At 73.3% G+C, this 24,421-nt stretch carries 25 protein-coding genes; 11 read left to right on the top strand and 14 right to left on the bottom strand.

Annotated features, from left to right (window positions below; genetic code table 11):
- Positions 1 to 138: 138 nt before the first annotated feature.
- Positions 139 to 996, bottom strand: coding sequence for a formate dehydrogenase accessory sulfurtransferase FdhD (fdhD, locus tag NBM05_RS00660; RefSeq protein WP_254164255.1), 858 nt, complete (start codon positions 994 to 996; stop codon positions 139 to 141).
- Between the two features lie 78 nt (positions 997 to 1,074).
- Between fdhD and NBM05_RS15530 the strand changes: the two genes are divergently transcribed.
- The 5 genes from NBM05_RS15530 to NBM05_RS00630 all read left to right on the top strand — a co-directional run bounded on the left by NBM05_RS15530 (position 1,075) and on the right by NBM05_RS00630 (position 5,243).
- On the top strand, positions 1,075 to 3,447 hold the full coding sequence (locus NBM05_RS15530) for a ThiF family adenylyltransferase (RefSeq protein WP_309248082.1): 2,373 nt from the start codon (positions 1,075 to 1,077) through the stop codon (positions 3,445 to 3,447).
- The gene (gene moaC, locus NBM05_RS00645; RefSeq protein ID WP_254164253.1) at positions 3,444 to 3,917 is read left to right on the top strand and encodes a cyclic pyranopterin monophosphate synthase MoaC; all 474 of its coding nucleotides are present in this window, start codon (positions 3,444 to 3,446) and stop codon (positions 3,915 to 3,917) included. The genes NBM05_RS15530 and moaC overlap by 4 nt, the downstream gene beginning before the upstream one ends.
- Positions 3,914 to 4,591, top strand: a complete 678-nt coding sequence (mobA, locus tag NBM05_RS00640; RefSeq protein WP_254164250.1) for a molybdenum cofactor guanylyltransferase — start codon at positions 3,914 to 3,916, stop codon at positions 4,589 to 4,591. Before moaC ends, mobA begins: the two co-directional genes overlap by 4 nt.
- 62 nt (positions 4,592 to 4,653) lie before the next feature.
- On the top strand, positions 4,654 to 5,007 hold the full coding sequence (locus tag NBM05_RS00635; protein ID WP_254164248.1) for a DUF6457 domain-containing protein: 354 nt from the start codon (positions 4,654 to 4,656) through the stop codon (positions 5,005 to 5,007).
- Positions 5,004 to 5,243: a MoaD/ThiS family protein gene (locus tag NBM05_RS00630; protein ID WP_254164246.1), complete on the top strand. Its 240-nt coding sequence runs from the start codon at positions 5,004 to 5,006 to the stop codon at positions 5,241 to 5,243. The genes NBM05_RS00635 and NBM05_RS00630 overlap by 4 nt, the downstream gene beginning before the upstream one ends.
- 48 nt (positions 5,244 to 5,291) lie before the next feature.
- Here NBM05_RS00630 and moaA read toward each other — a convergent pair whose 3' ends face one another.
- The 6 genes from moaA to NBM05_RS00600 form a co-directional block, all read right to left on the bottom strand.
- A complete protein-coding gene (gene moaA / locus NBM05_RS00625) occupies positions 5,292 to 6,353 on the bottom strand; it encodes a GTP 3',8-cyclase MoaA (RefSeq protein ID WP_302183576.1) in 1,062 nt (353 codons plus the stop codon).
- Between the two features lie 20 nt (positions 6,354 to 6,373).
- Positions 6,374 to 6,829 carry a molybdenum cofactor biosynthesis protein MoaE gene (locus NBM05_RS00620; RefSeq protein ID WP_254164242.1) on the bottom strand — a complete coding sequence of 152 codons (456 nt, stop codon included), beginning with the start codon at positions 6,827 to 6,829 and terminating at the stop codon, positions 6,374 to 6,376.
- Entirely contained in the window at positions 6,826 to 7,311 is a 486-nt protein-coding gene (locus NBM05_RS00615) for a MogA/MoaB family molybdenum cofactor biosynthesis protein (protein WP_254164240.1), read from the bottom strand. The genes NBM05_RS00620 and NBM05_RS00615 overlap by 4 nt, the downstream gene beginning before the upstream one ends.
- Before the next feature lie 181 nt (positions 7,312 to 7,492).
- Entirely contained in the window at positions 7,493 to 8,344 is an 852-nt protein-coding gene (gene tatC / locus NBM05_RS00610; protein ID WP_254164238.1) for a twin-arginine translocase subunit TatC, read from the bottom strand.
- Positions 8,345 to 8,449: 105 nt separating this feature from the next.
- Positions 8,450 to 8,707: a Sec-independent protein translocase subunit TatA gene (gene tatA, locus NBM05_RS00605; protein WP_254164236.1), complete on the bottom strand. Its 258-nt coding sequence runs from the start codon at positions 8,705 to 8,707 to the stop codon at positions 8,450 to 8,452.
- A 19-nt stretch (positions 8,708 to 8,726) separates the two neighbouring features.
- Positions 8,727 to 9,095, bottom strand: a complete 369-nt coding sequence (locus NBM05_RS00600) for a hypothetical protein (protein ID WP_254164234.1) — start codon at positions 9,093 to 9,095, stop codon at positions 8,727 to 8,729.
- 127 nt (positions 9,096 to 9,222) lie between these two features.
- Here NBM05_RS00600 and NBM05_RS00595 point away from each other — a divergent pair, with 127 nt between their 5' ends.
- The 6 genes from NBM05_RS00595 to NBM05_RS00570 all read left to right on the top strand — a co-directional run bounded on the left by NBM05_RS00595 (position 9,223) and on the right by NBM05_RS00570 (position 15,468).
- Positions 9,223 to 9,393 (top strand): DUF2188 domain-containing protein, encoded by a 171-nt coding sequence (locus NBM05_RS00595; protein ID WP_254164232.1) that lies wholly within the window; start codon positions 9,223 to 9,225, stop codon positions 9,391 to 9,393.
- A 263-nt stretch (positions 9,394 to 9,656) separates the two neighbouring features.
- On the top strand, positions 9,657 to 11,519 hold the full coding sequence (locus NBM05_RS00590; RefSeq protein ID WP_254164230.1) for an ABC transporter permease: 1,863 nt from the start codon (positions 9,657 to 9,659) through the stop codon (positions 11,517 to 11,519).
- A gap of 1 nt (position 11,520) precedes the next feature.
- Complete coding sequence (locus tag NBM05_RS00585) at positions 11,521 to 12,621, top strand: ABC transporter ATP-binding protein (protein ID WP_254164228.1); 1,101 nt, start codon at positions 11,521 to 11,523, stop codon at positions 12,619 to 12,621.
- Complete coding sequence (locus tag NBM05_RS00580) at positions 12,618 to 13,436, top strand: inositol monophosphatase family protein (RefSeq protein ID WP_254164225.1); 819 nt, start codon at positions 12,618 to 12,620, stop codon at positions 13,434 to 13,436. Before NBM05_RS00585 ends, NBM05_RS00580 begins: the two co-directional genes overlap by 4 nt.
- The gene (locus tag NBM05_RS00575) at positions 13,433 to 14,653 is read left to right on the top strand and encodes an ABC transporter substrate-binding protein (protein WP_254164223.1); all 1,221 of its coding nucleotides are present in this window, start codon (positions 13,433 to 13,435) and stop codon (positions 14,651 to 14,653) included. The genes NBM05_RS00580 and NBM05_RS00575 overlap by 4 nt, the downstream gene beginning before the upstream one ends.
- A gap of 92 nt (positions 14,654 to 14,745) precedes the next feature.
- Positions 14,746 to 15,468, top strand: a complete 723-nt coding sequence (locus tag NBM05_RS00570) for a GntR family transcriptional regulator (RefSeq protein ID WP_254164221.1) — start codon at positions 14,746 to 14,748, stop codon at positions 15,466 to 15,468.
- A 158-nt stretch (positions 15,469 to 15,626) separates the two neighbouring features.
- Here NBM05_RS00570 and NBM05_RS00565 read toward each other — a convergent pair whose 3' ends face one another.
- The 7 genes from NBM05_RS00565 to arc form a co-directional block, all read right to left on the bottom strand.
- Positions 15,627 to 17,699, bottom strand: coding sequence for a helix-turn-helix transcriptional regulator (locus tag NBM05_RS00565; protein WP_254164220.1), 2,073 nt, complete (start codon positions 17,697 to 17,699; stop codon positions 15,627 to 15,629).
- 61 nt (positions 17,700 to 17,760) lie between these two features.
- The gene (locus NBM05_RS00560; RefSeq protein WP_254164218.1) at positions 17,761 to 18,156 is read right to left on the bottom strand and encodes an FKBP-type peptidyl-prolyl cis-trans isomerase; all 396 of its coding nucleotides are present in this window, start codon (positions 18,154 to 18,156) and stop codon (positions 17,761 to 17,763) included.
- Between the two features lie 42 nt (positions 18,157 to 18,198).
- A complete protein-coding gene (locus tag NBM05_RS00555; RefSeq protein ID WP_254164216.1) occupies positions 18,199 to 19,212 on the bottom strand; it encodes an FKBP-type peptidyl-prolyl cis-trans isomerase in 1,014 nt (337 codons plus the stop codon).
- Between the two features lie 106 nt (positions 19,213 to 19,318).
- Positions 19,319 to 20,749, bottom strand: a complete 1,431-nt coding sequence (gene pafA / locus NBM05_RS00550; RefSeq protein ID WP_254164214.1) for a Pup--protein ligase — start codon at positions 20,747 to 20,749, stop codon at positions 19,319 to 19,321.
- Between the two features lie 5 nt (positions 20,750 to 20,754).
- The gene (locus NBM05_RS00545) at positions 20,755 to 20,955 is read right to left on the bottom strand and encodes a ubiquitin-like protein Pup (RefSeq protein ID WP_254164212.1); all 201 of its coding nucleotides are present in this window, start codon (positions 20,953 to 20,955) and stop codon (positions 20,755 to 20,757) included.
- A gap of 76 nt (positions 20,956 to 21,031) precedes the next feature.
- The gene (gene dop / locus NBM05_RS00540; protein ID WP_254164210.1) at positions 21,032 to 22,636 is read right to left on the bottom strand and encodes a depupylase/deamidase Dop; all 1,605 of its coding nucleotides are present in this window, start codon (positions 22,634 to 22,636) and stop codon (positions 21,032 to 21,034) included.
- Positions 22,633 to 24,384, bottom strand: coding sequence for a proteasome ATPase (gene arc, locus NBM05_RS00535; protein ID WP_254164208.1), 1,752 nt, complete (start codon positions 24,382 to 24,384; stop codon positions 22,633 to 22,635). Before arc ends, dop begins: the two co-directional genes overlap by 4 nt.
- Positions 24,385 to 24,421 lie beyond the last annotated feature (37 nt).

The following is a 24,421-nucleotide window of genomic DNA, read 5'->3' as shown; positions in this document are numbered from 1 at the left end:
AAGCACCCGGGCCCCACCGGCGCAATCCCGCCCCCGGTGCCGTGTCGGCGCCGGTCCCGTCTCGACGCCGGTCTTCCGCCGACACCGGTCCCGGTGGGTCCCGGCCGCGGCGGGCGGCCTCTGGGGCGGGCGGCGGCCTCAGCCGGCGGCGTCCTCCAGCCGCGGGGGCAGCACGCGCTGCGGGTGGGCGTAGACGTTGAGGGTGATGCCGCGGACGAAGCCGAGCAGCGTCAGCCCCGTCTCCTGCGCGAGCTCCACGGCCAGCGAGGACGGCGCGGAGACGGCCGAGAGCACGGGGACGCCGGCCATGACGGCCTTCTGCACCAGCTCGAAGCTGGCGCGCCCCGAGACCTGCAGGACGGTGCCGCGCAGCGGCAGCCTGCCGTGCGCGGCGGCCCAGCCGAGGACCTTGTCCACGGCGTTGTGCCGGCCCACGTCCTCGCGCAGGACCAGCAGCTCGCCCGTGGCGGCGTCGAAGAGGCCCGCGGCGTGCAGGCCGCCCGTCTTCTCGAACACGGCCTGATGCTCCCGCAGCGTCTCCGGGAGGGAGGCGATGAGCTCGGGCGGGATGCGCAGCTCGGGGTCGGCCACGCCGAAGTGGGAGACGGTGCGCACGGCGTCGATGCTGGCCTTGCCGCACACGCCGCAGGAGCTCGTGGTGTAGAAGTTGCGCTCCGCGGACGGGGACGGCGCCGGGACGTGCGGGGCGGTGGCGACGTCGAGCACGTTGTAGGTGTTCTGCTCGCCGCCGGTGCCGGGGCCACCGCAGTGGATCGCGGAGACGACGTCGTCGCCGTGGCGGATCAGGCCCTCGGAGAGGAGGAACCCGATCGCCAGCTCCACGTCGTGCCCCGGGGTGCGCATGGTCACGGCCAGCGGCGTGCCGGAGACCCGGATCTCGAGGGGCTCCTCCACCGCGAGGGCGTCGGGGCGGCGGCTGACGCTCTGCCCGAGGCGGATCCTGGTGATCGGGCGGCTGTGCGTGATGCGTCCCATGGGTCCCCACACTACGCGGGTGCGGCGGGATCGGCGTGGTCTTCCTCCCGCCCCGTGCGGCCGGATACCATGGCGACCATGCCCTTCCCCCCGCTCGTGGCCCCCGTGGCGCGCCTGCCGCACGACGAGGCGGAGCGCGCCCGCCGGCAGCTGCGCCTGCCCGAGGTGGGCGAGGTGGGCCAGCGCCGGCTCCTCAACGCGCGCGTCGCCGTGCTCGGCGCCGGCGGGCTCGGCTCGCCGGTGCTGCAGTACCTGGCCTCGGCGGGGGTGGGCACCCTGGGGGTCATCGACTTCGACACGGTCGAGGCCAGCAACCTGCAGCGCCAGGTGCTCTTCGGCGTCGGGGACGTGGGCCGGTCCAAGGCCGAGGTGGCCGCGGAGCGGATCGCCGCGCTCTCGCCGCGCACCCGCGTGGTGCAGCACCGGGAACGGCTCACCGGTGCCGACGCGGCCGAGGTGCTGTCCGGCTACGACCTGGTCGTGGACGGCACGGACACCTTCGAGACGCGCTACGCGGCCGCCGACGCGTGCGCGGCCCTCGGGGTTCCGCTGGTGTGGGGGTCCGTGCTGCGCTTCGACGCCCAGGCCACCGTCTTCTGGTCCCGTCCCACCGCCGGTGTGGGCGTGACCCTGCGCGACGTCTTCCCGGAGCCGCCCGCCCCCGGGGAGGTGCCCTCCTGCGCCGAGGCCGGCGTGGTGGGCGCGGCCTGCGGCCAGCTGGGATCGATCCTGGCCATGGAGGCCGTCAAGCTGATCTGCGGCGTCGGGCGCCCCCTGCTGGGACGCATGCTGGTGATCGACGCGCTCGCCGCCACGACGCGCGAGGTCCCTCTGGCGCCCGACGCCGGCCCCGGCCGCGTGCCGACCGTGCCGCTCGCCGAGGCGCTCGCGCTCGGCGCGACGCTCCTGGACGTCCGATCCCCCGCCGAGACGGCCCGGGGCGCCCTCCCGCAGGCGGTGCTGCGGCCCCTGCCCGAGCTGCTGGCGGATCCGGCCGCGGTGCTGGACGGCCTGGGCGCGGACGGCCCGGTCGTCGTGTACTGCCACCAGGGCCCCGGGCCGCGCCGCGGCCCACGCGCTGGCCGCCGCCCGCCCGGGCGCCGACGTCCGGGTCCTCACCGGCGGCTACGCCGACCACGGTCCGGCGGCCCGCGACACTACGACCCACGACACGGGGGCCCACGGCGCGGGAGCCCACAGTACGGGGACCCGCGACGCGGCGGCCCACGGCGCGGGAGGGACGGCGTGATCCCCTGGGAGGAGCACCGCGAGCGGCTCCTCACCGCGGCACGCCCCCTGCCGGCCGCGACGGTGCCGCTGTCACTGGCCGGCGGCTGCGTGCTCGCCTCCGACGTCGTCACCCGCTGGCCGGTGCCCCTCTTCGACAACTCGGCGATGGACGGCTACGCCGTGCGCCGGGCCGAGGCCCCCGAGGGCGCGCGTCTCGCGGTGGTGGCCGACGTGGCGGCCGGCAGCGCGGAGGACCCCGAGCTCGGCGCCGGGGAGGCGGCCCGCATCATGACGGGAGCGCCCGTGCCCACCGCCGCGGACGCCGTCGTGCCCCTGGAGGCCACGGTGGCCGGGCCCGCCGACGCGCGCGGCGTCCCCGGCTGGATCGAGGTGACCGCCGCCCCGGCCCCCGGCGCGCACGTGCGACGCCGGGGCGAGGACCTCGCCGCGGGGTCCGTGAGCCTGAGCGCCGGCGTCGTGCTGGGACCCTGGCAGCTGGCCGCCGCGGCCGCCGCCGGGCACGCGGAGGTGACGGTGCACCGGCGCCCGCGCGTGGCCGTGATCTCCACCGGCACGGAGCTCATCGACCCGGCCGGCACGCCGCGGCGCGGCCAGATCCCCGAGTCGAACTCGGTGCTGCTCGCCGCCGCCCTGCGGGCCTCCGGCCTGGACCTCGCCTCCGTGGACCGGGTGCGCGACGACGAGGGTGAGCGCCTGGCCCGCCTGGTCGACGCGGCCGAGGCCGACGCGGTCATCCTGACCGGGGGCGCCAGCGTGGGCGCCTACGACGTCGTCAAGGAGGCCCTGGCCCCGCGCGGCGTCGCCTTCGACCGCATCGGCATCCAGCCCGGCAAGCCGCAGGGGTTCGGGACGCGGGCCGACGGCGCGCCGATCTTCGCCCTGCCCGGCAACCCGGTGGCGGTGGCCACGTCCTTCGAGGTCTTCGTGCGGCCCGCGCTGCTCCGGCTGGCCGGGCGCGCCGACCCCTTCCGCCGGGAGGAGCTCCGCCGGGCCACCGCCCCGTGGCGCTGCCCGGCGGGCCGGGCCCAGGTGCTCCCGGTCGTCCTCGACGGGCCCGACGGCGTGGCCCCGGCGACCGCCGGCGGCTCCGGCTCGCACCTGGTCGCCTCGCTGGCCGCCGCCGAGGCCCTCGCAATCGTCCCCGCCTCCGTAGAGCGGGTCATGGAAGGAGACGAGATCCTCGTCATGATGCTCGCATGAGTCAGCCGTTCACCCACCTCGACGCCTCCGGGCACGCCCGGATGGTGGACGTGACCGAGAAGGTCCCCACCGTCCGCTCCGCGACCGTGCGCGGCCGGGTGGCCTGCGCCCCCGCGGTGGTCGCCGCCCTGCGCGACGGCTCCGTCCCCAAGGGCGACGTGCTCGCCGTGGCGCGCATCGCCGGCATCCAGGCCGCCAAGAAGACCCCGGAGCTGCTGCCCCTGGCCCACGTCATCGGCGTGCACGGGGCCGTGGTGGACCTCGCCGTGGAGGACGACGGCGTCGAGATCTCGGCCACCGTCCGCACCGCCGACCGCACGGGCGTGGAGATGGAGGCGTTCACCGCGGTGTCCGTCGCGGCCCTCACGGTCGTGGACATGCTCAAGGGGCTCGACAAGTCCGTCGCCGTCGAGCGCATCGAGCTGATCGCCAAGACGGGCGGCAAGAGCGGCGACTGGCACCGCCCGTGAGGCCCGGCGCTCCCGGCGCCGGCTCGCCGGGCGACGACGCCCCGGCCGGCGTTCCGTGCGCTGGGATCGGCCCGGTCGGCGCGGCCTCTCATGACCCGGCCGACGACGCCGGTGGGGGGCGGCGCGCGGTGGCGGGCATCGTCGTCGCGGGCGGCCGGTCCTCCCGGCTGGGCGGGGCGGAGAAGGCCTCGCTGAGCGTGGACGGCACGCCCCTCGTCGACCACGCCCTGGCCGCGCTGCGCGGGGTCTCCCCGCTGGTGCTGGTGGGTCCAGAGCACCTGCGCCGCCCCGGCGTGGAGCTCACGCGCGAGGACCCCCCGTTCGGTGGACCCGCCGCCGCGCTGGCGGCCGGGCTGCGCGCGGTGGACGGGGCCGAGCTGGTCTGGCTCCTCGCGTGCGACCTGCCCCGGGCGGCGGGGCTGGTCGCGACCGTGCGCGCCGAGCTCGCGGCCCGCCCGCTGGGGACGGCGAGGACGGTGCGATCGTCCGCGACGCCGGCGGGCGGGACCAGTGGCTGGCCGGCCTGTACCGGGTCCGGCCCCTCCGGGAGGCGCTCGCGGACCTCGGCGACGCCCACGGGGCCCCGCTGCGCCGCGTCGTCGGGCCGCTGCGGCTGCGCCGGGTCCGCGACGCGCACGGGGATGCGGCGGACCTGGATACCTGGGAGGATGTGAGGGACTACCTCGGGGTCGCCGGCGCGCCCGCGTCGTCCCCCGGAGCGAAGGAGGAGCAGCCCATGTCCCGCACCCCGCCCCCAGAGCTGCCCGAATGGGTCGCCGACGTCGCCCCCGTACTCGGCGTCGACCCCGCGGACGTGCCCACGCGGATGCTCCTCGACCTGACCCGCGACGTCGCCCACACCGTCACCCGTCCGGCGGGGCCGGTGACCACCTACCTCATCGGGCTGGCCGTGCAGGCCGGGGCCGACCCCGAGACCGCCGCGGCCACCGTGACCGCGCGGGTCGAGGCGTGGCGCGCGGCCCACCCCGAGGCCGACGACGCCGCGGCCGAGGGCACCCCGGCCCGGAACGTCACGACGGACGCATCCTCGGCCGACGGGGACGGCCACGACGGGGAGGCCGCCCGATGAGGATCCGCTACTTCGCCGGCGCGGCGGACGCCGCCGGCCACGACGAGTCCGTCCTGAGCGGCCCGCTGGACGTGGCCGAGCTTCGGGAGGCCCTGATCTCGCAGCACGGGCCGGAGTTCGCGCGCGTGCTCGGCCGCTGCTCCCTGCTGGCCGACGGCGTGCGCCTGGACGCCGACGACGCGCGGGTCCCCGACGCCGCGACGGTGGACGTGCTCCCGCCCTTCGCCGGCGGGTAGGCGGCCGGGTCACCCGGCACGCCCCGTGGCGCGGCGACGAGCTCCGGTTCAGCCGCCGATCGCGGACATCGGCCGGTCCGGCTGGAGGAAGCCCGGCTCGTCGATCCCGTGGCCCGCGCGCTTGCCCTCGATGCACGTGCGCAGCATCGCGGCGATCGCCTCGTCCGTGCAGCCCGCCCGCAGCAGGCTCAGCAGGTCCGACTCCTCCCGGGCGAAGAGGCAGTTCCGCAGCTGGCCGTCGGCGGTCAGGCGCACGCGGTCGCACGCCCCGCAGAACGGCGCGGTGACGGAGGCGATGACGCCCACCGTGGTCGGGCCGCCGTCGACCGTGAAGACCTCGGCGGGACTGGCCCCGCGCTCGCCGGTCGGCTCCAGGGCGAACTCCGCCCCCAGCTTCTCCAGGATCTCCTCGCCCGGGACCATGGTGTGCCGCGACCACGTGTGCCCCGCGTCCAGGGGCATCTGCTCGATGAAGCGCAGCTCGGCCTCGTGGCGGGCGGCGAAGCGCAGCAGGTCGCAGAACTCGTCGTCGTTCACGCCCCGCATGGCCACGGCGTTGAGCTTGAGCGGGCGCAGCCCCGAGTCGCGGGCGGCCTCGACGCCGCGCACGACGTCCTCGAAGCGCTCGCGGCGCGTCAGCCTCCCGAAGCGCTCCGGGTCCGCGGTGTCCAGGCTGATGTTCAGGCGCGCCAGCCCGGCCTCGACCAGCGGTCCCATGACCCGCTCGAGCCGGATCGCGTTGGTGGTCATGGAGACCTCGAGCGGACCGTCGGGCCCCCGCAGCCGCGTCAGCCGGGCCACGACGTCCACGAGGTCGCGGCGCAGCAGCGGCTCGCCGCCGGTGAGGCGCACCTCGCGGATGCCGAGGCGCGCCAGGACGGAGGCCACGCGCTCGATCTCATCCGTGGTCAGCAGGCTCTCCTTGTCCAGCCACTGCACGCCCTCGGCGGGCATGCAGTAGGTGCAGCGCAGATTGCACTTGTCCGTCAGGGAGATCCGCAGGTCGCGGTGCACTCGGCCGAAGCGGTCGACGAGGGGGCCGTCCCAGACGTCCTCGCCCGCGGGCCGGCCCGCCAGGGGGTCCGCGGGGGGCCTGGCGATCGTGGGCATGCCGAGGGAGACGGGGGCGTTCACGGGCCCGCCTCCGCCAGGTCGCCCAGGCCCACCCAGCCGGCCGTGCCGTCGGCCTCCAGCTGGCGCTTCCACACCGGCAGCTCCGCCTTGACCCGCTCGACGACGTCGCGCGCCACCTCGAAGGCATCGGCGCGGTGGGCCGAGGAGACCGCGCAGACGATCGCGGCCTCGCCCACGCCGAGGGCGCCGAGGCGGTGCGAGACCGCGACGCGCAACCCCGCGGCGTCCTGCTCGTGGGCGGACTCGGCCCGCGCGGCGATCTCGGACAGGATGCGCTCCGCGTCGGGATGGGCCGAGTACTCGAGCGTGACGACGGCGCCCGCGGCGTCCGGGTCGTGGTCCCGCACCGTGCCGACGAACACCGCGCTGGCGCCCGCCCGAGGCGAGGCGACGGCCTCCAGGTGGGCGGCGACGTCCAGGGGATCGCGGGTCAGCCGCGTCAGGACGATCACGAGTGGTCACCTCCGTCGAGCTGGTCGATCACGTGGGACGCGACCGCGAGGAGGACCGGCACGCCGTCGGACACGGCGCCCGGGGATCCGGCGAGGTTCACCACCAGGGTCCGGCCCACGACTCCGGCCAGGCCCCGCGAGAGCATCGCCTGGGGCAGCTGCTCCACGCCGACGGCGCGGATGCGCTCGGCCACCCCGGGCAGCTCGCGCGTCAGCAGGGGCGCGGTCGCCTCGGGGGTGACGTCCCGGGGCGAGAGCCCGGTGCCGCCCGTGGTCACGACCAGGCCGTCCCCGCGCTGCGCGGCGGTGCGGATGGCCTCGGCGATCGACTCGCGCTCGTCCGGCACGACGACGACGTCGGCCGCCCACCCGGCCTCGTGCAGCAGCGAGGCCGCCAGCGGGCCCGAGCGGTCCGGGCGCTCTCCCACGGCCGAGCGGTCCGAGACGGTCACGACGGTCGCGACGCGGCGGTCAGAAGTCATGCATCCACTGTACGGGGCGCGACGGGCCAGGTGAAGCGGGGTTCGCCGGTGGGTCGCGGAGTGGTGCGGGCGCTTCCGCCCACACCGCCGCCGCGGCCCCGCCCGCGCCCCGAACGGCCCCGCCGTCCCGGCCCCGCCCACGCCACGGACCCTCGCGACCGCGCCGGCGCCAGCGTCCGCGCTAGGACTTGTCCCGGCCCAGGTTCTCGAGCTCGGAGTCCGACGTCGCCTGGTCGGCCCCGGCGCCCTCCCCCTCGGCGAGCTTGGCGTTGCGCTTCTCCCGGCGCTTGTCGTTCCACAGGCAGATGGCGATCGCAATGAAGAACAGCAGCAGCAGCGGGGCCATGAGGTAGAACATCGTGAGCACGTCGGTGCCCGGGGCCGTGATCGCGGCCAGCAGGGCCACGAGCACCACGACCCACCGCCACGACTTCAGGATGGTCCGGCCCGGCAGGATCCCCAGCATGTTCAGCGCCACCAGCGCCACGGGGATCACGAACGCGATCGCGAAGGACAGCAGGAGCCTGACCACGAAGTTGATGTACGTCTTGGCCTCGATGAAGTTGGCCTGGTCCGCCGGGGTGAACATCGTGAGGGTGTACACGGCCGTCGGCATGCAGATCCAGGCGATCCACAGCCCGAGCAGGAACAGCGGCACGGCGGCCCCGACGAACCCGAAGGCGTACATCCGCTCCTTCTTGTGCAGGGCCGGCATGATGAACGCCCCGAGCTGGTAGAGCCAGATGGGCGAGGCGATGACGAGCCCGGTGCACAGCGAGACCTGCACCATGATGTCGAAGGAGGAGGCGACGCCGGAGAAATTGATGGTGGCGTTGCGGTTCTGCTCCTGCGCGATCTGGTGGATCGGGTCGGTGATGGCCTCCATGATCGGGTAGTACAGGAAGAATCCCGCGACGGCGCACAGGATCGTGGCGATGGCCGACTTCAGCAGCCGGTTCCGGAACTCCCGCAGATGCTCCTTGAGCGCCATCTGCGCCTGGGGATTGGCCTTCCGGCCCTTCATGGGTGCCATGGATCCTACGTTCTGGTGGAGGCGGACGGGACGGAGAAAGGGAAGCGGAACCGGGCCGGCCCGTGGTGGGCCGGCGTGGTTCCGCTCCCCTGGGCGCGGTGAAGGCTACCGGTCGTTGGCGGTGCCCTGGCCGGCCGAGCTCGAGCCCGAGTCGGTGCCGCGCGTTTCCTGATCCGGTACGTCGTTCTGGATGACCTCGCCGTCGACCACCGTGGAGGAGCCCTGAGCGGGCTTCTTCTCGTCCTTCATCTCCTTGACCTCGCTCTTGAAGATGCGCATCGACTGGCCCAGGCTGCGCGCCATGCCGGGCAGCTTGGGGGCCCCGAAGAGCAGCAGGATGAGCACCAGGAGGATCAGCAGCATCACCGGATTGTCGAAGAGCCTACCAAACATCATTTCCTTTCCGTGCGCCGTAGCGCAGATCCCCGATTCGCTGGGGTTGTCCTAGGCGGTCGCGGCGCGCGATGCGCTGGGCGACCTTGCGTTTCTGCCGAGTCGAACGACCGCGGACGTACTCCTCGCTGGCCTGGCGGACCGGGACGAGCACTCCGGGCACGGGGGCCCTGCGGATGGTCTGAGCGATCTCCTGGGAGCCCTTCTCCCAACGATCCCCCATGTCCTCCCCCAGTATTCCAACTTCGCGCAGCGTCGCAAAGAACCGCGACCCGGTCCGCCACGCGAGCAGGAGCAGGATCGCGGCGGACACCGCGACGAGGCACGTCCAGAGGAGCACCCAAAACCACCAAGGCATGGATCCCATCATACGCTTCCGAGCCTTTGGCCCCCCTGTACGTTTCATCATGGTTCCGCGGTGGCGGGGCCCTCAGGACGTGGGTAGCATCACAGACACCGACACAGGCGCGCGAAAGGGGCCGGTGATGCAGAATCCGATCGAGGTCTACGAGGAGGGCCGCACCTGGTACGTGCGGGAGGTGGGCCGCGCCCGCCCCCAGGGGTCCTACGAGAACAAGTCGGCGGCGGTGGAGGCAGGCAAGGCGCTGGCCTCCATGGAGCACACGGACCTGGTGGTCCGGGACGGCCGCGGGTAGGCGGCCCGGACCCGGCCGCCCGCGTCGACGCGCGGCCGGAGTCGACTCGCAGCCAGGGCTGGCCCGCCCTAAGGACCGGTCCGTGGCCAATCGCATCGCCCGGGCGCTTCGGCCCATGCCGGCCCGACCGTCGACCGAGCCCCGCCCCGCATCGGGCAAACGTACCCTTTTGAAAATGTATTGACATTCGCTCGGCCTCATGGTGTTCTGTTTTACATCCCTAGAAGGGGATGTTTGGCAGGACGAGGACGAGGAAGTCTATCGTGAGCATCACCGAGTCGAGGCCGCAGCCCAGCACTCGCCAGATCGCCCTGACGGCGCCGCGCGGCAAGGGCCCGCGGCGACCCTTCTGGCAGCGGGTCCGGCTGGCGATGCGCAACCCGGTGACCGCGATCGGCGTCCTGGGTCTGATCCTGTTCCTCTACCTCATCGTGGCGCCCATCGTCTCGCTGCTGCTCGACGGCTTCGTGGTGCAGCGCCGGGACACGGCGATCACGATGGAGGACGAGGGGACGCCGACCAGCTACTACCTGTGGCGGGTGTTCGTCTCGCCCTTCGCCTGGTCGATCTTCTGGCAGCCCCTGCTCAACACGCTCGGCATCGCCCTCGGCAGCATCGTGCTGGTGCTGATCGTCGGCGTGGCCGCCGCCTGGCTGCTGGTCCGCACCGACATGTGGGGGCGGAAGTGGATGGCGACGGCGCTCATCGTCCCCTACATGTTCCCCTCCTGGACCTTCGCCCTGGCCTGGCTGACGATCTTCAAGAACCGGCGCAGCGGCGGGGAACCCGGTTGGCTCGAGGTCATGGGGATCAGCGTGCCCGACTGGCTCGCCTACGGCCAGGTGCCCATCGTCCTGATCTTCGCCTGCCACTTCTCGCCCTTCGTCATCCTGCTGGTCGGCAACGCCCTGAAGCGCTTCGACTCGACCCTGGAGGAGTCCTCCCGGCTGCTCGGCGCCTCCAGGCTGCGCACGACCTTCTCGATCGTCCTGCCGATCCTGCGGCCCTCGCTGATCTCGGCCGTCACGCTCATCCTCGCCAAGGTGATCGGCGAGTTCGGCGTGGCCTACATCCTCGGGCTGCCCGTGAACATGAACGTCCTGGCCACCAGCCTCTACCGGAACATCTACAGCGACCAGGCGGGGTCCGCCGCGATCCTGGCCGCCGTCATCGTGCTGATCGGCGCGATCTCCCTCTGGGTGGACACGCACTTCCTCAAGGAGGCCAAGCGCTTCGTGACCATCTCCGGCAAGAGCGGGTCGGGGAACGCCGTGGCGAGGCTGCGGCGCTTCCGGCCCCTCGCGACGGGCGCGTGCCTGCTGCTCTTCGCCGTCAGCGTCGTCATCCCCGTCCTGGTGCTGGCGCTCTCCACGGTCATGCGGCGGCCCGGCGACTTCAGCCCCGGCAACTTCACCCTCGACTTCTGGATCGGCACCGGGCTGACGACCGTGGGCTTCGAGGACGGGCTGCTGCTCAACGCCGAGGTGCGCCAGGCGGCCTGGAACAGCTTCTGGATCGTGGGCTCCGCGGCGGTCATGGCCGGCATCGTCGGCCTCCTGATCGGCTACGTGATCGTCCGCACCCCCTACCGGTGGCTGTCCACCGGGCTGCGGCAGATGCTCTTCTTGCCCTACCTGGTGCCCGGCATCGCCTTCGCCGCCGCCTACCTCTCACTGTTCTCGGAGCAGCGCGGCCCGCTGCCGGCCCTGTACGGGACCGCCGCGATCCTGGTGCTGATCTACTTCACCGAGCAGATGCCCTTCGCCTCCCGGGCGGGCATCTCCTCGATGATGCAGCTCGGCGCGGAGCCCGAGGAGGCGGCCCAGATGTCCGGGGCGCGCTGGTGGCGGCGGTTCTTCACCGTGGTGCTGCCGATCCAGAAGGGGGCGCTGGCCACGAGCGTGTTGATGGCGTTCATCTCCGGGTTCAAGAGCCTGAGCCTGGTCATCATCCTGGCCGTGCCCGGCATGGACGTGCTCACGACGCTGTCCATCCGGCTCCTCGACTACGGGTTCCTCCAGGCCGGCAACGGCGTGGTGCTGGTGATCGCCGCCATCTGCTTCGTCGGCACCTACAGCGTGCAGAAGATCATGAAAACCGACCTCGCCCAGGGACTTGGAGGCTGAGATGCCGAGCATCGGACTCGAGAACATCGTCAAGAACTACGGGACGGAGACCAACGCCGTCGACCGCCTGAACCTCACCGTGGAGGACGGCGACTTCATGTGCCTCCTCGGCCCCTCGGGCTGCGGCAAGAGCACCACGGTGCGCATGATCGCGGGGCTGGAGAGCGTGACCGCGGGGCACCTGACCATCGGCGACCAGGCGGTGGACTCCCCCGAGCGCAGCGTCTTCGTCCCGCCCGAGAAGCGGGACATCGGCCTGGTCTTCCAGAGCTACGCCCTCTGGCCGCACCTGAACGTGGCCCAGAACGTCGACTACGGGCTCAAGCTGCGCAGCCGCTCGCGCGAGCAGCGCCGCCGCCGCATCGACGAGGTCACCGAGAAGCTGGGCATCGGACGGTACCGGGACCGCTACCCCTCCCAGCTCTCCGGCGGGCAGCAGCAGCGCGTGGCCCTGGCCAGGATGCTCGCGGTGGACCCGCAGCTGATGCTGCTGGACGAGCCGCTGTCCAACCTCGACTCGCGCCTGCGGCTCGAGATGCGCGCCGAGCTGAAGCGGATCCACGGGGAGAACCAGACCACGGTCGTCTTCGTGACCCACGACCAGTGGGAGGCGATGACGCTGGCCACCCGCGTCGCGGTGATGTACGAGGGGGTGCTGCAGCAGGTCGGCACTCCCCTCGACATCTACGACCGGCCGATCAACCGCTTCGTCGCCGGGTTCCTCGGGGTCCCGCCCATCAACTTCATCGACCTGGAGGGCGACGCCGAGCCCGTGCGCGCCGCCCGGGACTTCCTGGCGGGCCGGGTCGACGACGTCGGGCGCATCGGCTCCGTGGCCTTCCGCCCCGAGTCGGCGGTCCTGCTGCCCGCGGCCGAGGCGGCGAGCTCGCCGGGCCTGGTGCTGCCGGTCCGCTTCGACGCGGTCATGCCCACCGGGGGCAGCTGGACGGTCGACGTCCGCTCGGGCGGGCGCCACTTCTATCTGACCAGCCTGCATCGGCCGCCCTTCACCGATGCCGACGACGTCCGCGTCGTCGTCCCCCCGGAGAAGGTCCACGTCTTCGACATCCACGAGAACAGAACAGAGGTACAGGGAGCATGACGGACATCCGCGAGATCACGGACCTGGCGATCGATGCGGCGCGCGGCGCCGGGGAGATCGCGATGGAGGGGTTCCGCCGGGACGGCCTGCGGGTCGACCTCAAGCAGGACTTCCACGACCTGGTCACCGTCTACGACCGCCGGTGCGAGGAGCACATCCGGGAGCGCATCGAGGAGCGGTTCCCCGGCTCGGCGATCGTCGGCGAGGAGGGCGGCGCCTCGGGCGAGGGGTCGCTGACCTGGCACATCGACCCCATCGACGGGACCGCCAACTTCGCCCGGGGGATGGCGCTGTGGGCCGTGTGCATCGGCGTCGCGCTCGACGGCGAGATGGTCTCCGGCGTCGTGTACGACCCCGCCAACGACCAGCTGTTCTGGGCCGACGACCGGGGTGCGTTCCTCGGCGACGAGCCGCTCGTCAGCCGCGGCTCCGAGGACCCGCGGCAGGCGACCGTGATCGCCAACTTCCCCCTGCCCCGCGACCTGGTGCACTTCCCCGAGCTGGCGCTGTCCCAGTTCGCGCGGCTCAGCGAGGACTACTCGCACTACCGGGCGATCGGCAGCAGCGCCGTCTCCCTGTGCTGGGTCGCGGCCGGGTGGGCGGACGCGACCTTCTCCTTCGGGGCGAACTCCTGGGACGTGGCCGCGGCGGCCTTCATCGTCCGGCGGGCGGGCGGCACCTACGTCACCTACGCCGGGGGCGAGCCGCAGCCGGCCGAGCGCGACTACGAGAACCCGCACTACCTGGCGCTCATCCCGGGGGCACGGTACGACCTGCTGCACGACATCATGCGCGAGCAGAGCAGGCGGCCGTGAGCGCGCGGCACCGGGGCGGCGCGCGGACCCCGCGCCGGCGTGCCCGGACGGCCACCGGCGTCGGGGCGCTCGCGGCCGCGGCCGTGCTCGGGCTGAGCTCCTGCGCCCCGCCGGGGTTCAACGCGGAGAACCAGGCGCCGCTGCCGGAGAAGACGGTCAAGCCCCTGCAGGACGACGAGACCGCCGAGGGCTTCGAACTCGACGCGCTCGTGGCCGCCGCCCGGCAGGAGGGCCCCATCACGATCTACGACGAGACCGGCAAGGTCACGCAGATCGCCGAGGCCTTCAGCGAGAAGTACGGGATCGAGGCGCACGGGGTCAAGATCGAGGCCAACGGCATCGACAAGGTGCGCCGGGAGGGCGAGTCGGGGAACATCATCGCCGACGTCTTCGCCGTCTCCGACGCCCCGGCCGTGTACTCGGACCTCTACGAGGACGACATCCTGACCAACTGGGTGCCCGGCGACGTGCGGGACCGGCTGCCGGAGGAGGCGCGCTACCCCTACCTGACCAGCAACAACTACCTGGTGTGGACCTACAACTCGGACACCTACGGGGAGCAGTGCCCGGTCTCGAACATCTGGCAGCTGACCGAGCCCGAGTGGGCCGGGCAGGTCGCGCTGCCGGACCCGGAGTCGCGAGCGGTCTACACCAACATCTGGAGCCAGGCGGCCAGGAACTACTCCGACGAGTGGGCGCAGGCCTACGAGGACCGGTACGGCGAGGAACTCGAGACGGACCAGCCCACCGCGTACCACGAGTGGCTCGTGCGGCTGGCGGCCAACGAGCCGTCCATCTTCAAGGGCGACGAGGAGGTCTCCAACGCCGTCGGGCCGCCGGGGCAGAGCCGGCCCCCCATCGGCCAGATGGCGGCGGCGAAGTACCGCAACAACGAGTCCAAGGGGTACAGCCTGGCGCCCTGCTACGGCCTCCAGCCGTTCTCGGCCGGCGGCATGCCGCAGACCATGGGCTACGCCACCGGCACGGACAGCCCCAACGCCGCCAAGCTCTACATCCACTTCGCCACGAGCCAGGAGGGGATGGAGTACATCATGCCGGACGGGAAGGTCTCCTACGACCCGGACGTCCTCCCCCCGGACGACCGGTACGGCCTGCAGGAGCACGCGGAGGAGTTCCAGCCCTTCGACACCGACTCGCCGCTGGCCGACTACCGGGACACCGTCTACTGGCAGGACCTGTGGAGATCCAGTCGATAGACTCTCAGCAAGAGCCAGACCCTTCGCCGGGCGGCCCCTCGGGGTCGCCCGGCGGCGGGCGGCCGAGGGAAGAGGAGCAGATGTTCGCGCCGGTGGACCATGCGAATTCGATGCCGCTGTACCTGCAGATCGTCGCCCAGGTCAACGAGGCGATCCGCCGTCGGGCGCTCAAGGAGGGCGCGCTCCTGCCGGCCGAGCCCGAGCTGTGCCGCGTCTTCGACGTCGGCCGCTCGACGCTGCGCCGGGCGATGGGGCACCTCGAGTCCCTGGGCACCATCTCCCGACGCCGCGGGCTGGGCACAACGGTCGAGAAGACCGTCCCCCTGTCCTACCGCCCGGACGCGCCGGGCACCATCTTCGAGCTGATCGGCGCGTCGATGCGCACCCCGGTGACCAGGCTCCTGGACGTCGGGGAGCTGGTGGTCGGCGAGGAGCTCTCCGCGGCGTCGGGCTTCCCGGTCGGCATGGCGGCGACCTACCTCAAGCGCGAGAGGAGCGCGACAAACCTCCCCGTGGCGGTCCTGGAGAACTGGCTGCCCGCGGAGCTCGCCCGCTTCGACCCCCGCGAGCTGGAGCGGCGCGGCCTGGAGGACCTATTCGGCGCCCAGGGCATCCGCCAGCGCCACGCCGAGTACGAGTTCTCGGCGGAGCTCGCCGGCGAGGCCGCGGCGTTCTTCGAGCTGCCGGAGAGCGCCCCCGTCCTCGTGGAACTGCGGAAGGCCTACGACGGCGATCGCCAGTACTGCTACAGCCGCAACACCTACCACCCGCTGAACCACCGCATCCGCGGGGTGCTCGACTCCGAGCGGTCCTGAGGCGGCCGGGGTCGCTCCTGAGGCAGTGGGGTGCGGTCCTGAGCCGAAGGGCGCAGGCGGGGGAATGGCCCGCAGGACCGCGTGGCGTAACCGCGAAGCGGGCGTGAGGCCACCGGGCCGCGCCTCGGCAGGTGAGTGGTGCGACCGCCCGGCGACGCCTACGCCCGCGTCCACCACCCGGGCGCGCCCAGCGGCGCGACGCAGCCGGCGTGGTGCAGCATGTAGCGACGCAGCCCGGAGCGGTCGCGCAGCTCGATGTCGACGACGTCGCCCTCCCGCGGGACGCCGGGGGCCGGGTCCTCGGCGAGCCGCAGCGGGCGCAGCGTCTCACCGTCGAGCTGCTCCGCGATGCGGGGTGCGCCGCGGGAGATCCACACGAGGAGCCGCTCGGGCCGCGCGGCGTCGGGCGCGGACGGCGTGACGCCCGGGCCTGGCCGCGCGAGGTCGGGCGCGACGGCGTCGGACTCCCGTCCCGGCCTCGAGGCCGCCGCGGCGTCGCGCCGGCGTCCCTCCGCCGGGGTCGCGACGGCGTCGGACGCGTCCTCTTCGACCCGCTCGATGGCCTCGATCCGGTACGTCCGCTCGTCCCCGTGCTCGAGGCTGAGCGCGCTCAGGTACCAGCTGCCGTTGGTCGTGTAGAGGTCGCGGGGCAGCACGCGGCGCGGCGTCGCCGCCTCGCGGCCGCGGGAGCGGTAGGCGAGGACGACGCTGCGCCCGCCCTCCATCGCGGACCGCAGCCGGTCGACGATGCCGCTGGTGCGCGGCTCGACCCGGATCGAGACCTGCTCGGCGTCCAGGCTGTCCTCCGGGGCCACGCGCGCGAGCTTCTCGGTGACCGCCGCGATCGTGGGGTCCAGCTCCGGGGCGACCTCCGCCAGCAGGCGCATGGCCAGCAGCAGCCGCAGGACCTGCTCGGGCGGCAGGCGCAGCGGGCGGTCCAGGTGCTGCGTCAGGTGCACGTAGAGCTCGCCGTCCAGCGACTCGATCCGCAGGTCCCCGCCGCCGATCAGGTAGTCCCCGGCCGCGGCGATCGCGTCGATGTCCCGGCCGATCTGGCGCCGCGTGGCGCCGAAGCGCTCGGCGAGCTCGCCCACCGTGGTGCCCGGGCGCGAGCCGAGGTAGGCCAGGATGTCCAGCAGCCGGAGGAAGCGGCGCGGGTTGGACTCCCGGCGGCGCGTGCGCGGTGCCTCGGGATCGTGCGGCGCGCCCGCGTCCTGGGCGGGCGCGGACTCCAGCAGGCGGGTCAGCCGGGCGGCGGCCTCGGTCAGCTCGGCGACCCGGCCCCACACCTCGCCCAGCGCCTTCGGGCCCAGGTCCTCGGACTCCACCTCGACCTCGCCGGGCACCTCCGCGAGGCACCGGCAGCACTCCTCCAGGTCGGTGACCTCGGCCCGCAGGACGACGACGCCCTCGCGCCGCTCCGGCTCCCCCGCCGCCGGGTCCCGGCGCAGGCCGGTGCCCGCCTCGAGCCAGTCGGCGACCACGGGGAGCAGCCCGGGGGCGAAGCGCAGCCGCAGGCGCGCTCCCCCCGAGTCGGCCAGGTCCTCCAGCGTCCGGGTCATCGAGAAGCCGGGCGGCGGCTCGGGGGCGTCGCTGGGCCCGGACACGATGCCGGACATGCGGGACAGCCTCATGGTGCGGGGCTCGCCGCGCTCGGGGTCCCAGCCGCTCACGTACCAGTGGTTGAACCGCTGGCCGACCCCCCACGGGCGGAGACGACGCCGCCTGCGCGTCAGGCCGTCCCCGGGGCGGTAGTCGAAGCTCAGCTCCTCGCCGCGCGGCAGGGCGGAGAGGACCACCTCGAAGCCGTGGCCGCCGGGGTCCAGCCCCGGCACGGCGATCCGGCTGCGATGGGCGGCCTCGGACGCCGGCAGCCCGAGCCGCCAGACCGCGCGGTCCATCTCCTCGCCGTAGCGCGGGTCCTCCCACAGGCGGGAGGCCATGCCGAGGACGAGCCGCTCCCCGGCGTCGAACCGCACCTCCGGAAGCCAGAGGCCGAACCGGTCCAGCGAGTACACGGGCTCCCCGTAGCGGTGCTCGACGCCGAGCTCCAGGCCGAGCTGCCGCAGCGCGGCCTTGTCCCGCTCGAAGGTCCGCTCGAAGGCCGCGTGCGAGCCGAGCTCGCGGTAGGCCTCGATGCCCTCCCGGATCTGCGCGCGGGAGAGCGGGCGCTCACGGGCCACGAGCAGGCTGTAGAGGGCGAGGAGGCGCTCCGGGACCTTGGCGGGCATCAGCGGGCCCGTCCCGGCGCGGCGGCGGGCGGCGTCGTCGGCACGGCGGAGGGGCCGGGGATCAGCGCACGTCGAGCAGGTCGACCACGAAGATCAGGGCCTGGTCCGGGCCGATGACGGCGCCGGCGCCGCGCGAGCCGTAGGCCAGCTCGGCGGGGATCTCCAGGCGGCGGCGGCCGCCGACCTTCATGCCGATCAGGCCCTGGTCCCAGCCCTGGATGACCTGGCCGACGCCGGCGCGGAAGCTCAGCGGCTCCCCGCGGTTCCACGAGGCGTCGAACTCCTCGCCGCCCTCGTAGGTCACGCCCACGTAGTGGCAGGAGATCGTGTCGCCGGGGGCGACCTCGCGGCCTGCGCCCTCGATGAGGTCCACGACCACGAGGTCCTGGGGTGCGGCGTCGGCGGGGAAGTCGATCTCGGGCTTGGTGCGGTCGAGGTTGCGCTGTCCGAATGACATGGTGGCCTTCCTGAAGTGGTGGGGGTGGAGGGGACGACGCCGCTACTGGTCGGCGCCGGACTCCTCCGGGGTGGCTGACTGGTGGTTCTCGTCCTGCGGGGCCTGGCCCGAGGCGTTCGGCGCGGGCGTCTCGACGGGATCGGTGCGGCCAAGGATGTCGACCACGAACACGAGCGCGCCGGCGGGCTGCTGCGCGTCCTCGCCGAGCTCCTCGGCCGTGCCGTAGGCCTTCTCGGCCGGGATCTCGAGCAGCACGCGCGAGCCGACCTTCTTGCCGGCCAGGCCCTCGCTCCAGCCGGGGATGACCTGGTCGAGCGAGAGGCTCGCGGGCTGACCGGTCCACTGGGCGTCGAACTGCTCGCCGTCCTCCCAGCGCACGCCGGCGTAGTGGACGAAGACGCCGTCCTGCGGGCCGACCTCCTCGCCGTCGCCCTCGATGAGGTCCTGGGCCACGAGTTCGGTCGGCTCGTCCTGCCCCTCGGGGATGGTGATCTCGGGGTCGCCGTCGGTCAGGGAGACCTTCGGCAGGTCCTCCGGCGGGGTGACCTCGGTGCCCTCGGCCTCGGAGAGGATCTTGCCGTCGACCGAGTAGACCTCGACGGCGCCGCCGGCTCCCCCGTCCTGGCCCGCGCCGTCCGCGCCTTGCGAGGCCGCGTCGTCGCTCGCGGGCTGGGCGTAGGCGAACGTGACGCCCACCTTGTTGTCCAGGAGGAGGTCGTGGATCTCCGGGAGCTGGTCCTTCAGGGTGTCGTCGACCGTGATGGTGATGGGCTGCTGGGAGTAGCTGTCCCCCAGGCTCGACTGGTCCTCGGCGTTGAACAGCGAGGCGTTGACCTCGACCGTGTCGCCCTCCTCGATGTCCGCGCCGTCGCCCTCCTTCAGGACGCGCGTCTGCGGCTCGTCGACGGTCAGCGGGGTCTCGAAGGAGATCGAGGGCGCGCGGCCCTCGCCCTGGTCCTCGTAGTCGATCGAGTCGAGGTCCCCTCCCCCACCGCATCCGGCGAGGAGCAGGGTCAGCGCCACGGCCGCGGCGGAGAGCTTGAGGGAATTGCGCACTGTCATGTCCTTGAGGTTGGAGTCCCGTGCGCCCTCGCCGGGCGCACGGAGTCGACTGTAGTACACCCGGCTGGACGCCCGCTTCACGCCGGGGCCGGGCGGGGCGTCAGACGGGGGGCATCGCCGAACCGGGCACCGAGGGCGCGGAGGCCAGCATCTGCCGGATGCTCTCCTCGACCGCCGGGTCCTGCGCCGCGAACGGATCCTGGCAGGTGTGGGACAGGCCCGGGTGCTGGTTGACCTTCAGATGCACCCAGTCCACCGTGTGGTCGAGACCGGCCCGGCGCGCGGCGTCGACGAACCCGCCGCGCAGCGCGGCCCGGGTCGGCGGCGCCTGCTCGGTGGCCGTCCGGATCTCCGACTCCTGGACCCACTGCCGCGCCCGGCCCTTGCGCTGCAGCAGGTAGAACAGCCCGCGGTGCTGGTTGATGTCGTGGTAGGCGAGGTCCAGCTGCGCGATCTTGGGGTCCGAGAAGTCGGTGCGGCCGCGGGCGATGGCCCCGTCCAGCAGCTTCTTCTTGATCGCCCAGTCGATCTCGGTGTCGATCCCGGAGGCGTCCCCGGACTCGACCGCGTCCAGGGTCCGCTCCCACAGGTCCATCACGTAGGGCATCTCCGGCCGCGGGGAGCCCTCCTTCTCCAGGTGGGCCCGGGCCGAGGCGAGGAACTCCCGCTGCAGGTCCAGCGCGCCGATGCTGCGTCCGTCCGCCAGCTCCACGGCGCCGCGGCCGGAGGAATCGTGGGAGATCGCGCGCAGCGCCATGCCCGGGTTCTTCAGCTCCAGGTCGGGCAGCCGCACCCGGTCCTCGATCATCCGCAGCACGACGTCGGTCATCCCGGCCCGCGCCAGCAGCGTCGTCTCCGACATGTTCGAGTCCCCGACGATGACGTGCAGCCGGCGGTACTGCGAGGCGTCGGCGTGCGGCTCGTCGCGCGTGTTGATCAGCGGGCGCGAGCGGGTCGTGGCGGCGGAGGCGGCCTCCCACACGTAGTCGGCCCGCTGCGAGAAGGAGTAGGAGCCGCCCTCGAGCGTCATGGCCTCGGCGGTCGGGCAGCCGGCCGGGTGGACGCGCCCGGCGCCCACGACCAGCTGGCGGCTGACCAGGAACGGCACGAGGAAGCGCACCAGGCGGGAGAACTCCGCCCGGCGCGAGAGCAGGTAGTTCTCGTGCGAGCCGAAGGAGTGCCCCGCGGAGTCGACGTTGTTCTTGAACAGGTGCATCCGGCCCTCGGTGCCCCGCAGCGCGAGGTGGTCCTCGGCCTGCTCGGCCAGGTCCTCGAACAGGCGCTCCCCGGCCTTGTCCTGGCGCACCAGGTCGGTCAGGCTCGCGCACTCGGCGGTCGCGTACTCGGGGTGCGAGCCGACGTCGAGGTAGAGCCGCGCCCCGTTGTTCAGGAACACGTTGGAGGACCGCCCCCACGCCACGACGGGGCGGAACAGCACCCGCGCCGCCTCCTCAGGGGAGAGCTGCCCCAGCCCGCGGGGCGCGAAGCGGATGCCGAACTCGGTCTCGATCCCGAAGATCCTGCGCTGCATGAGGCCTACTGGCCGCCCTTCTGCACGAAGCCGCGGACGTACTCCTCGGCGTTCTCCTCGAGGATGCTGTCGATCTCGTCGAGGATGTCGTCGGTCTCCGAGACCAGGGACTGGTCCACGGGCCGCGCCTCGCCGACCAACTCCTGCTCCTGCTCGCGCTCCCTCGCGCGCTCCGACTCCTGCGAAGAGTCCCGGAACTGGGCCATGGTCTCCACCTTCCTTTCGTGCCGGCGCCTGGCGCCGGATCGTTCACCGTACGGGCGGACGACGCCGCCCCTCGCGCTACGCGACCGTCTCGAGCCCCAGCGCCGTCGCCGCCGCGTGGGCCGACGCCGCGCCCGCGAGCACGTCCTCCACCTCGGCGCGGGTCAGCCGGCGCGGGTCGTCCATGAGCCACCGGTGCACCCGGTCGGTCGCGAGGTCCCGCACCGCGAGCACCTCCCAGCCCGCGCTGTGGATCTGCTCGGGCCAGCGCGCGATCATGCGGCCGCGCAGATAGGCCCGGGTGTCCCCCGGCGGCTCGGCGACCGCCGCCCGGATCCGATCCTCCTCGAGGAGGGTCCTCATCCGGCCGAGCGACACGAGCTTAGAATACAGGCTGCGCTCGGGGCGCAGGTCGGCGTACTGCAGGTCCAGGGCCTGGATCTTGGGGTCCGCCGGCCCGATGCCCCGCTGCTCGTATCCCTTCACCAGCGCGTACTTGGCGGCCCAGTCGAGCCGGTCGGCCAGCAGCAGCGGGTCCTCCGCGAGGTCGTCCAGGACCTCGAACCAGAGGTCGAAGAGGCGGGCGTCCGTGGGCGAGGGGGCGGCGTCGTGCTCCTCGGCCCACGCGCGGGCGGCCTCGGCGTACTCGCGCTGGATCTCCAGGGCCGTGAGGCGGCGGCCGTCGGTCAGCTCGAGGCGGACGCGCAGGGTCGGGTCGTGGCTCGTGGCGCGCATGGCCGCGACCGGGTCGGCCAGGTCCAGGCGCGGGGCGGCGTCGTGCTCGATCAGGGTCAGCACGGCGGCGGCCGTCGCGTACTTCAGCACGGCCGAGGTGTGGGCGAGGTTGGAGTCGCCCGTGATGACGTGCAGCCGGCGGTACCGGTCCGGGTCCGCGTGGGGCTCGTCGCGGGTGTTGACGATGGGCCGCCGCACGGTAGTCTCGAGCCCGATCAGGCGCTCGAAGAAGTCGGCGCGCTGGCTGATCTGAAAGCCGGGGCGGACCTCGCTCGCGCCGATGCCCGCGCGGCCCGCGCCGGTGACGACCTGGCGGGTCGCGAGGAACGGGAGCAGCCCGGCGGCCAGCCGCTGGAAGTCCAGGCCCCGCGGGACGAGGTAGTTCTCGTGGGCGCCGTAGGAGACGGACTTGTTGTCCGTGTTGTTCTTGTACAGCAGGACCGGCTCCGGCCACGTCGAGGCGTAGCGCCGCGGGATCGCGGCGGCGGCGGCCGCGGCGATCCGGTCCCCGGCGAGGTCCCAGGCCGCCGCGTCCCACGGGTTGGTCGCCTCGGGGGCCGAGTACTCGGGATGCGCGTGGTCCACGTACAGCCGGGCGCCGTTGGGCAGCACCCGGTTCATGACCGCGGTCTCCCAGAAGGCCGGGTTGACGGTGTCCGGCGTCTCCTCGATGAGCTCCCGGGCGATGTCCTCGCTGGTCAGCACGTGGCCGCGGTGGGTCATCTGGCTCGCGTGCGCCTCGCGCTCCGGCATCTCGAAGCCGCGGGCGTCGCGCAGCGGGGTCTCCGTTTCGTAGTCCCACCCCGACTCGCCGCCGCCGCCCGGCCCGCCGGCCGCGGCGAAGCTGTCCACGACCAGGGTGGACAGGACCGTGTCGTTGGCGCCCGGGCGCGCGGGGCAGGTGACACCGAACTCGGTCTCGGCGCCGATGATGCGGTCGAAGATCACGACGCCGTCCCCCGGCCCGCGGCGGCACCCCGCCGCGTCGGCTCCACGGCCAGGCCCTGCGGCGCCCCGTCCCCGGTCAGGGGCCGTTCGAGCGAGGCCAGGGCCACCGAGTAGCCGAGGAACTTCAGCCAGTCCTCGACGTCGGCCCGGGAGGCGGCGTCGCGCTGCTGGTCGAACTCGTCCCGGGCGCTGCGGATCAGGTGCTCGCCGGCGATGCCCTTGACGCCGGTCTGCAGGAAGGACTTGATCGCGAGCTTCTTGGCCCGGTCCACGATGTTGCGGATCAGCGCGCCGGAGAGGAAGTCGTTCCAGTAGGTGGGGATGCGGCGGCCGTCGGCCAGCACCGCGTCGAGGTAGCGGCGCTGGTCGTCGCGGCGGAAGATGTCCTCGACCACGGCGTCGATCATGGCCGCGACGGTGGCCGCGCGGTCGCCGTCGTGCCCGGCCACGCTCGCGGCGTCCAGCGGCAGGTCCTCGCGGATGTAGAGGCCGAAGATCTGGGCGGTGCCGGCGCGGTCGGGGCGGTCGATGCGCACCTTGACGTCGAGGCGTCCGGGGCGCAGGACGGCCGGGTCGATCATGTCCTCGCGGTTGGTCGCGCCGATCACGATCACGTTGTTCAGCGACTCGACGCCGTCGATCTCCGCCAGCAGCTGCGGGACGATCGTGGTCTCGACGTCGGAGGACTTCCCCGCCCCGCGGGTGCGGAACAGCGACTCCATCTCGTCGAAGAAGATGACCACGGGGTTGCCGGCGCTGGCCTTCTCGCGGGCGCGGGAGAAGATCGCGCGGATCTGCCGCTCGGTCTCGCCGACGAACTTGTCCAGCAGCTCCGGGCCCTTGATGTTCAGGAAGTAGCCGCGCAGGTTCTGCGCCGAGCCGGAGGCCTCCTCGACGCGGTCGGCCAGCGACTTGGCCACGGCCTTGGCGATCAGGGTCTTGCCGTTGCCGGGAGGGCCGTAGAGCAGGATGCCCTTGGGCGCGGAGAGCTCGTGCTCGCGGTACAGGTCCGGGTGCAGGAACGGCAGCTCCACGGCGTCGCGGATCTGCTCGATCTGCTCGCCCAGGCCGCCGACGTCGGCGTAGGAGGTCGTGGGGATCTCCTCCAGGACCAGCTCCTCGGCCTCGGTCTTGGGCACGACCTCCAGGGCGACCCCGCTCGCGGAGTCGTAGGCCACGGCGTCGCCCACGCTGAGCTCGACGTCGTCCAGCAGGCCCGAGCGCAGGGCCACGGTCTGCGTGGTGGAGCCGGTGCCCAGGACCACGCGGTCCCCGTCGAGCAGCTCGCGCACGGTGGCGATCTCCCCGGTGGGCCGGTAGCCGACCACCGCGCAGGCGCCCATGGTCTCGGTCAGCAGCACCGACATGCCGATCCGGACGTCGTCGATGTCCAGCACCGGGCTCACGGGCACGCGCACCGTGCGCCCGCCCATCGCGACGTCGAGGCTCGCCTGGGTCTCCGCGACGGCCCGGGCGTCGCCGGTCAGCGACGCGCCGGAGCGCACCGGGCGGTTCACGCGCAGCACCTGCGCCTGGTTCATCGGCGCCTCGAGGTCCTGCGAGATCGCCTGCTTGAGCCGGAGGATGTCCCCCCGGGCCGACTCGAGCGCCTGGACGAGCTTGTCGTTGCGCGTGGCCGCGACCTTGAGCTGCTTGTCGAGGTTGACGCGCTGGTCCCGCAGCAGGCTCAGCTGCCGCAGGGCGGTCTGGTGCTCACGAGGGTCGATGGGTGTCTGGGACTCTGCCATGCCCCCAGCTTGTCACCCGCGGCGCCGCGCGACCAAC

The sequence above is a fragment of the Rothia santali genome, assembly GCF_024199905.1.
Classification (GTDB): domain Bacteria; phylum Actinomycetota; class Actinomycetes; order Actinomycetales; family Micrococcaceae; genus Rothia; species Rothia santali.
The sequence above is the reverse complement of the archived record's forward strand: the minus strand, read 5'-3'. Positions and strand labels throughout refer to the sequence as shown.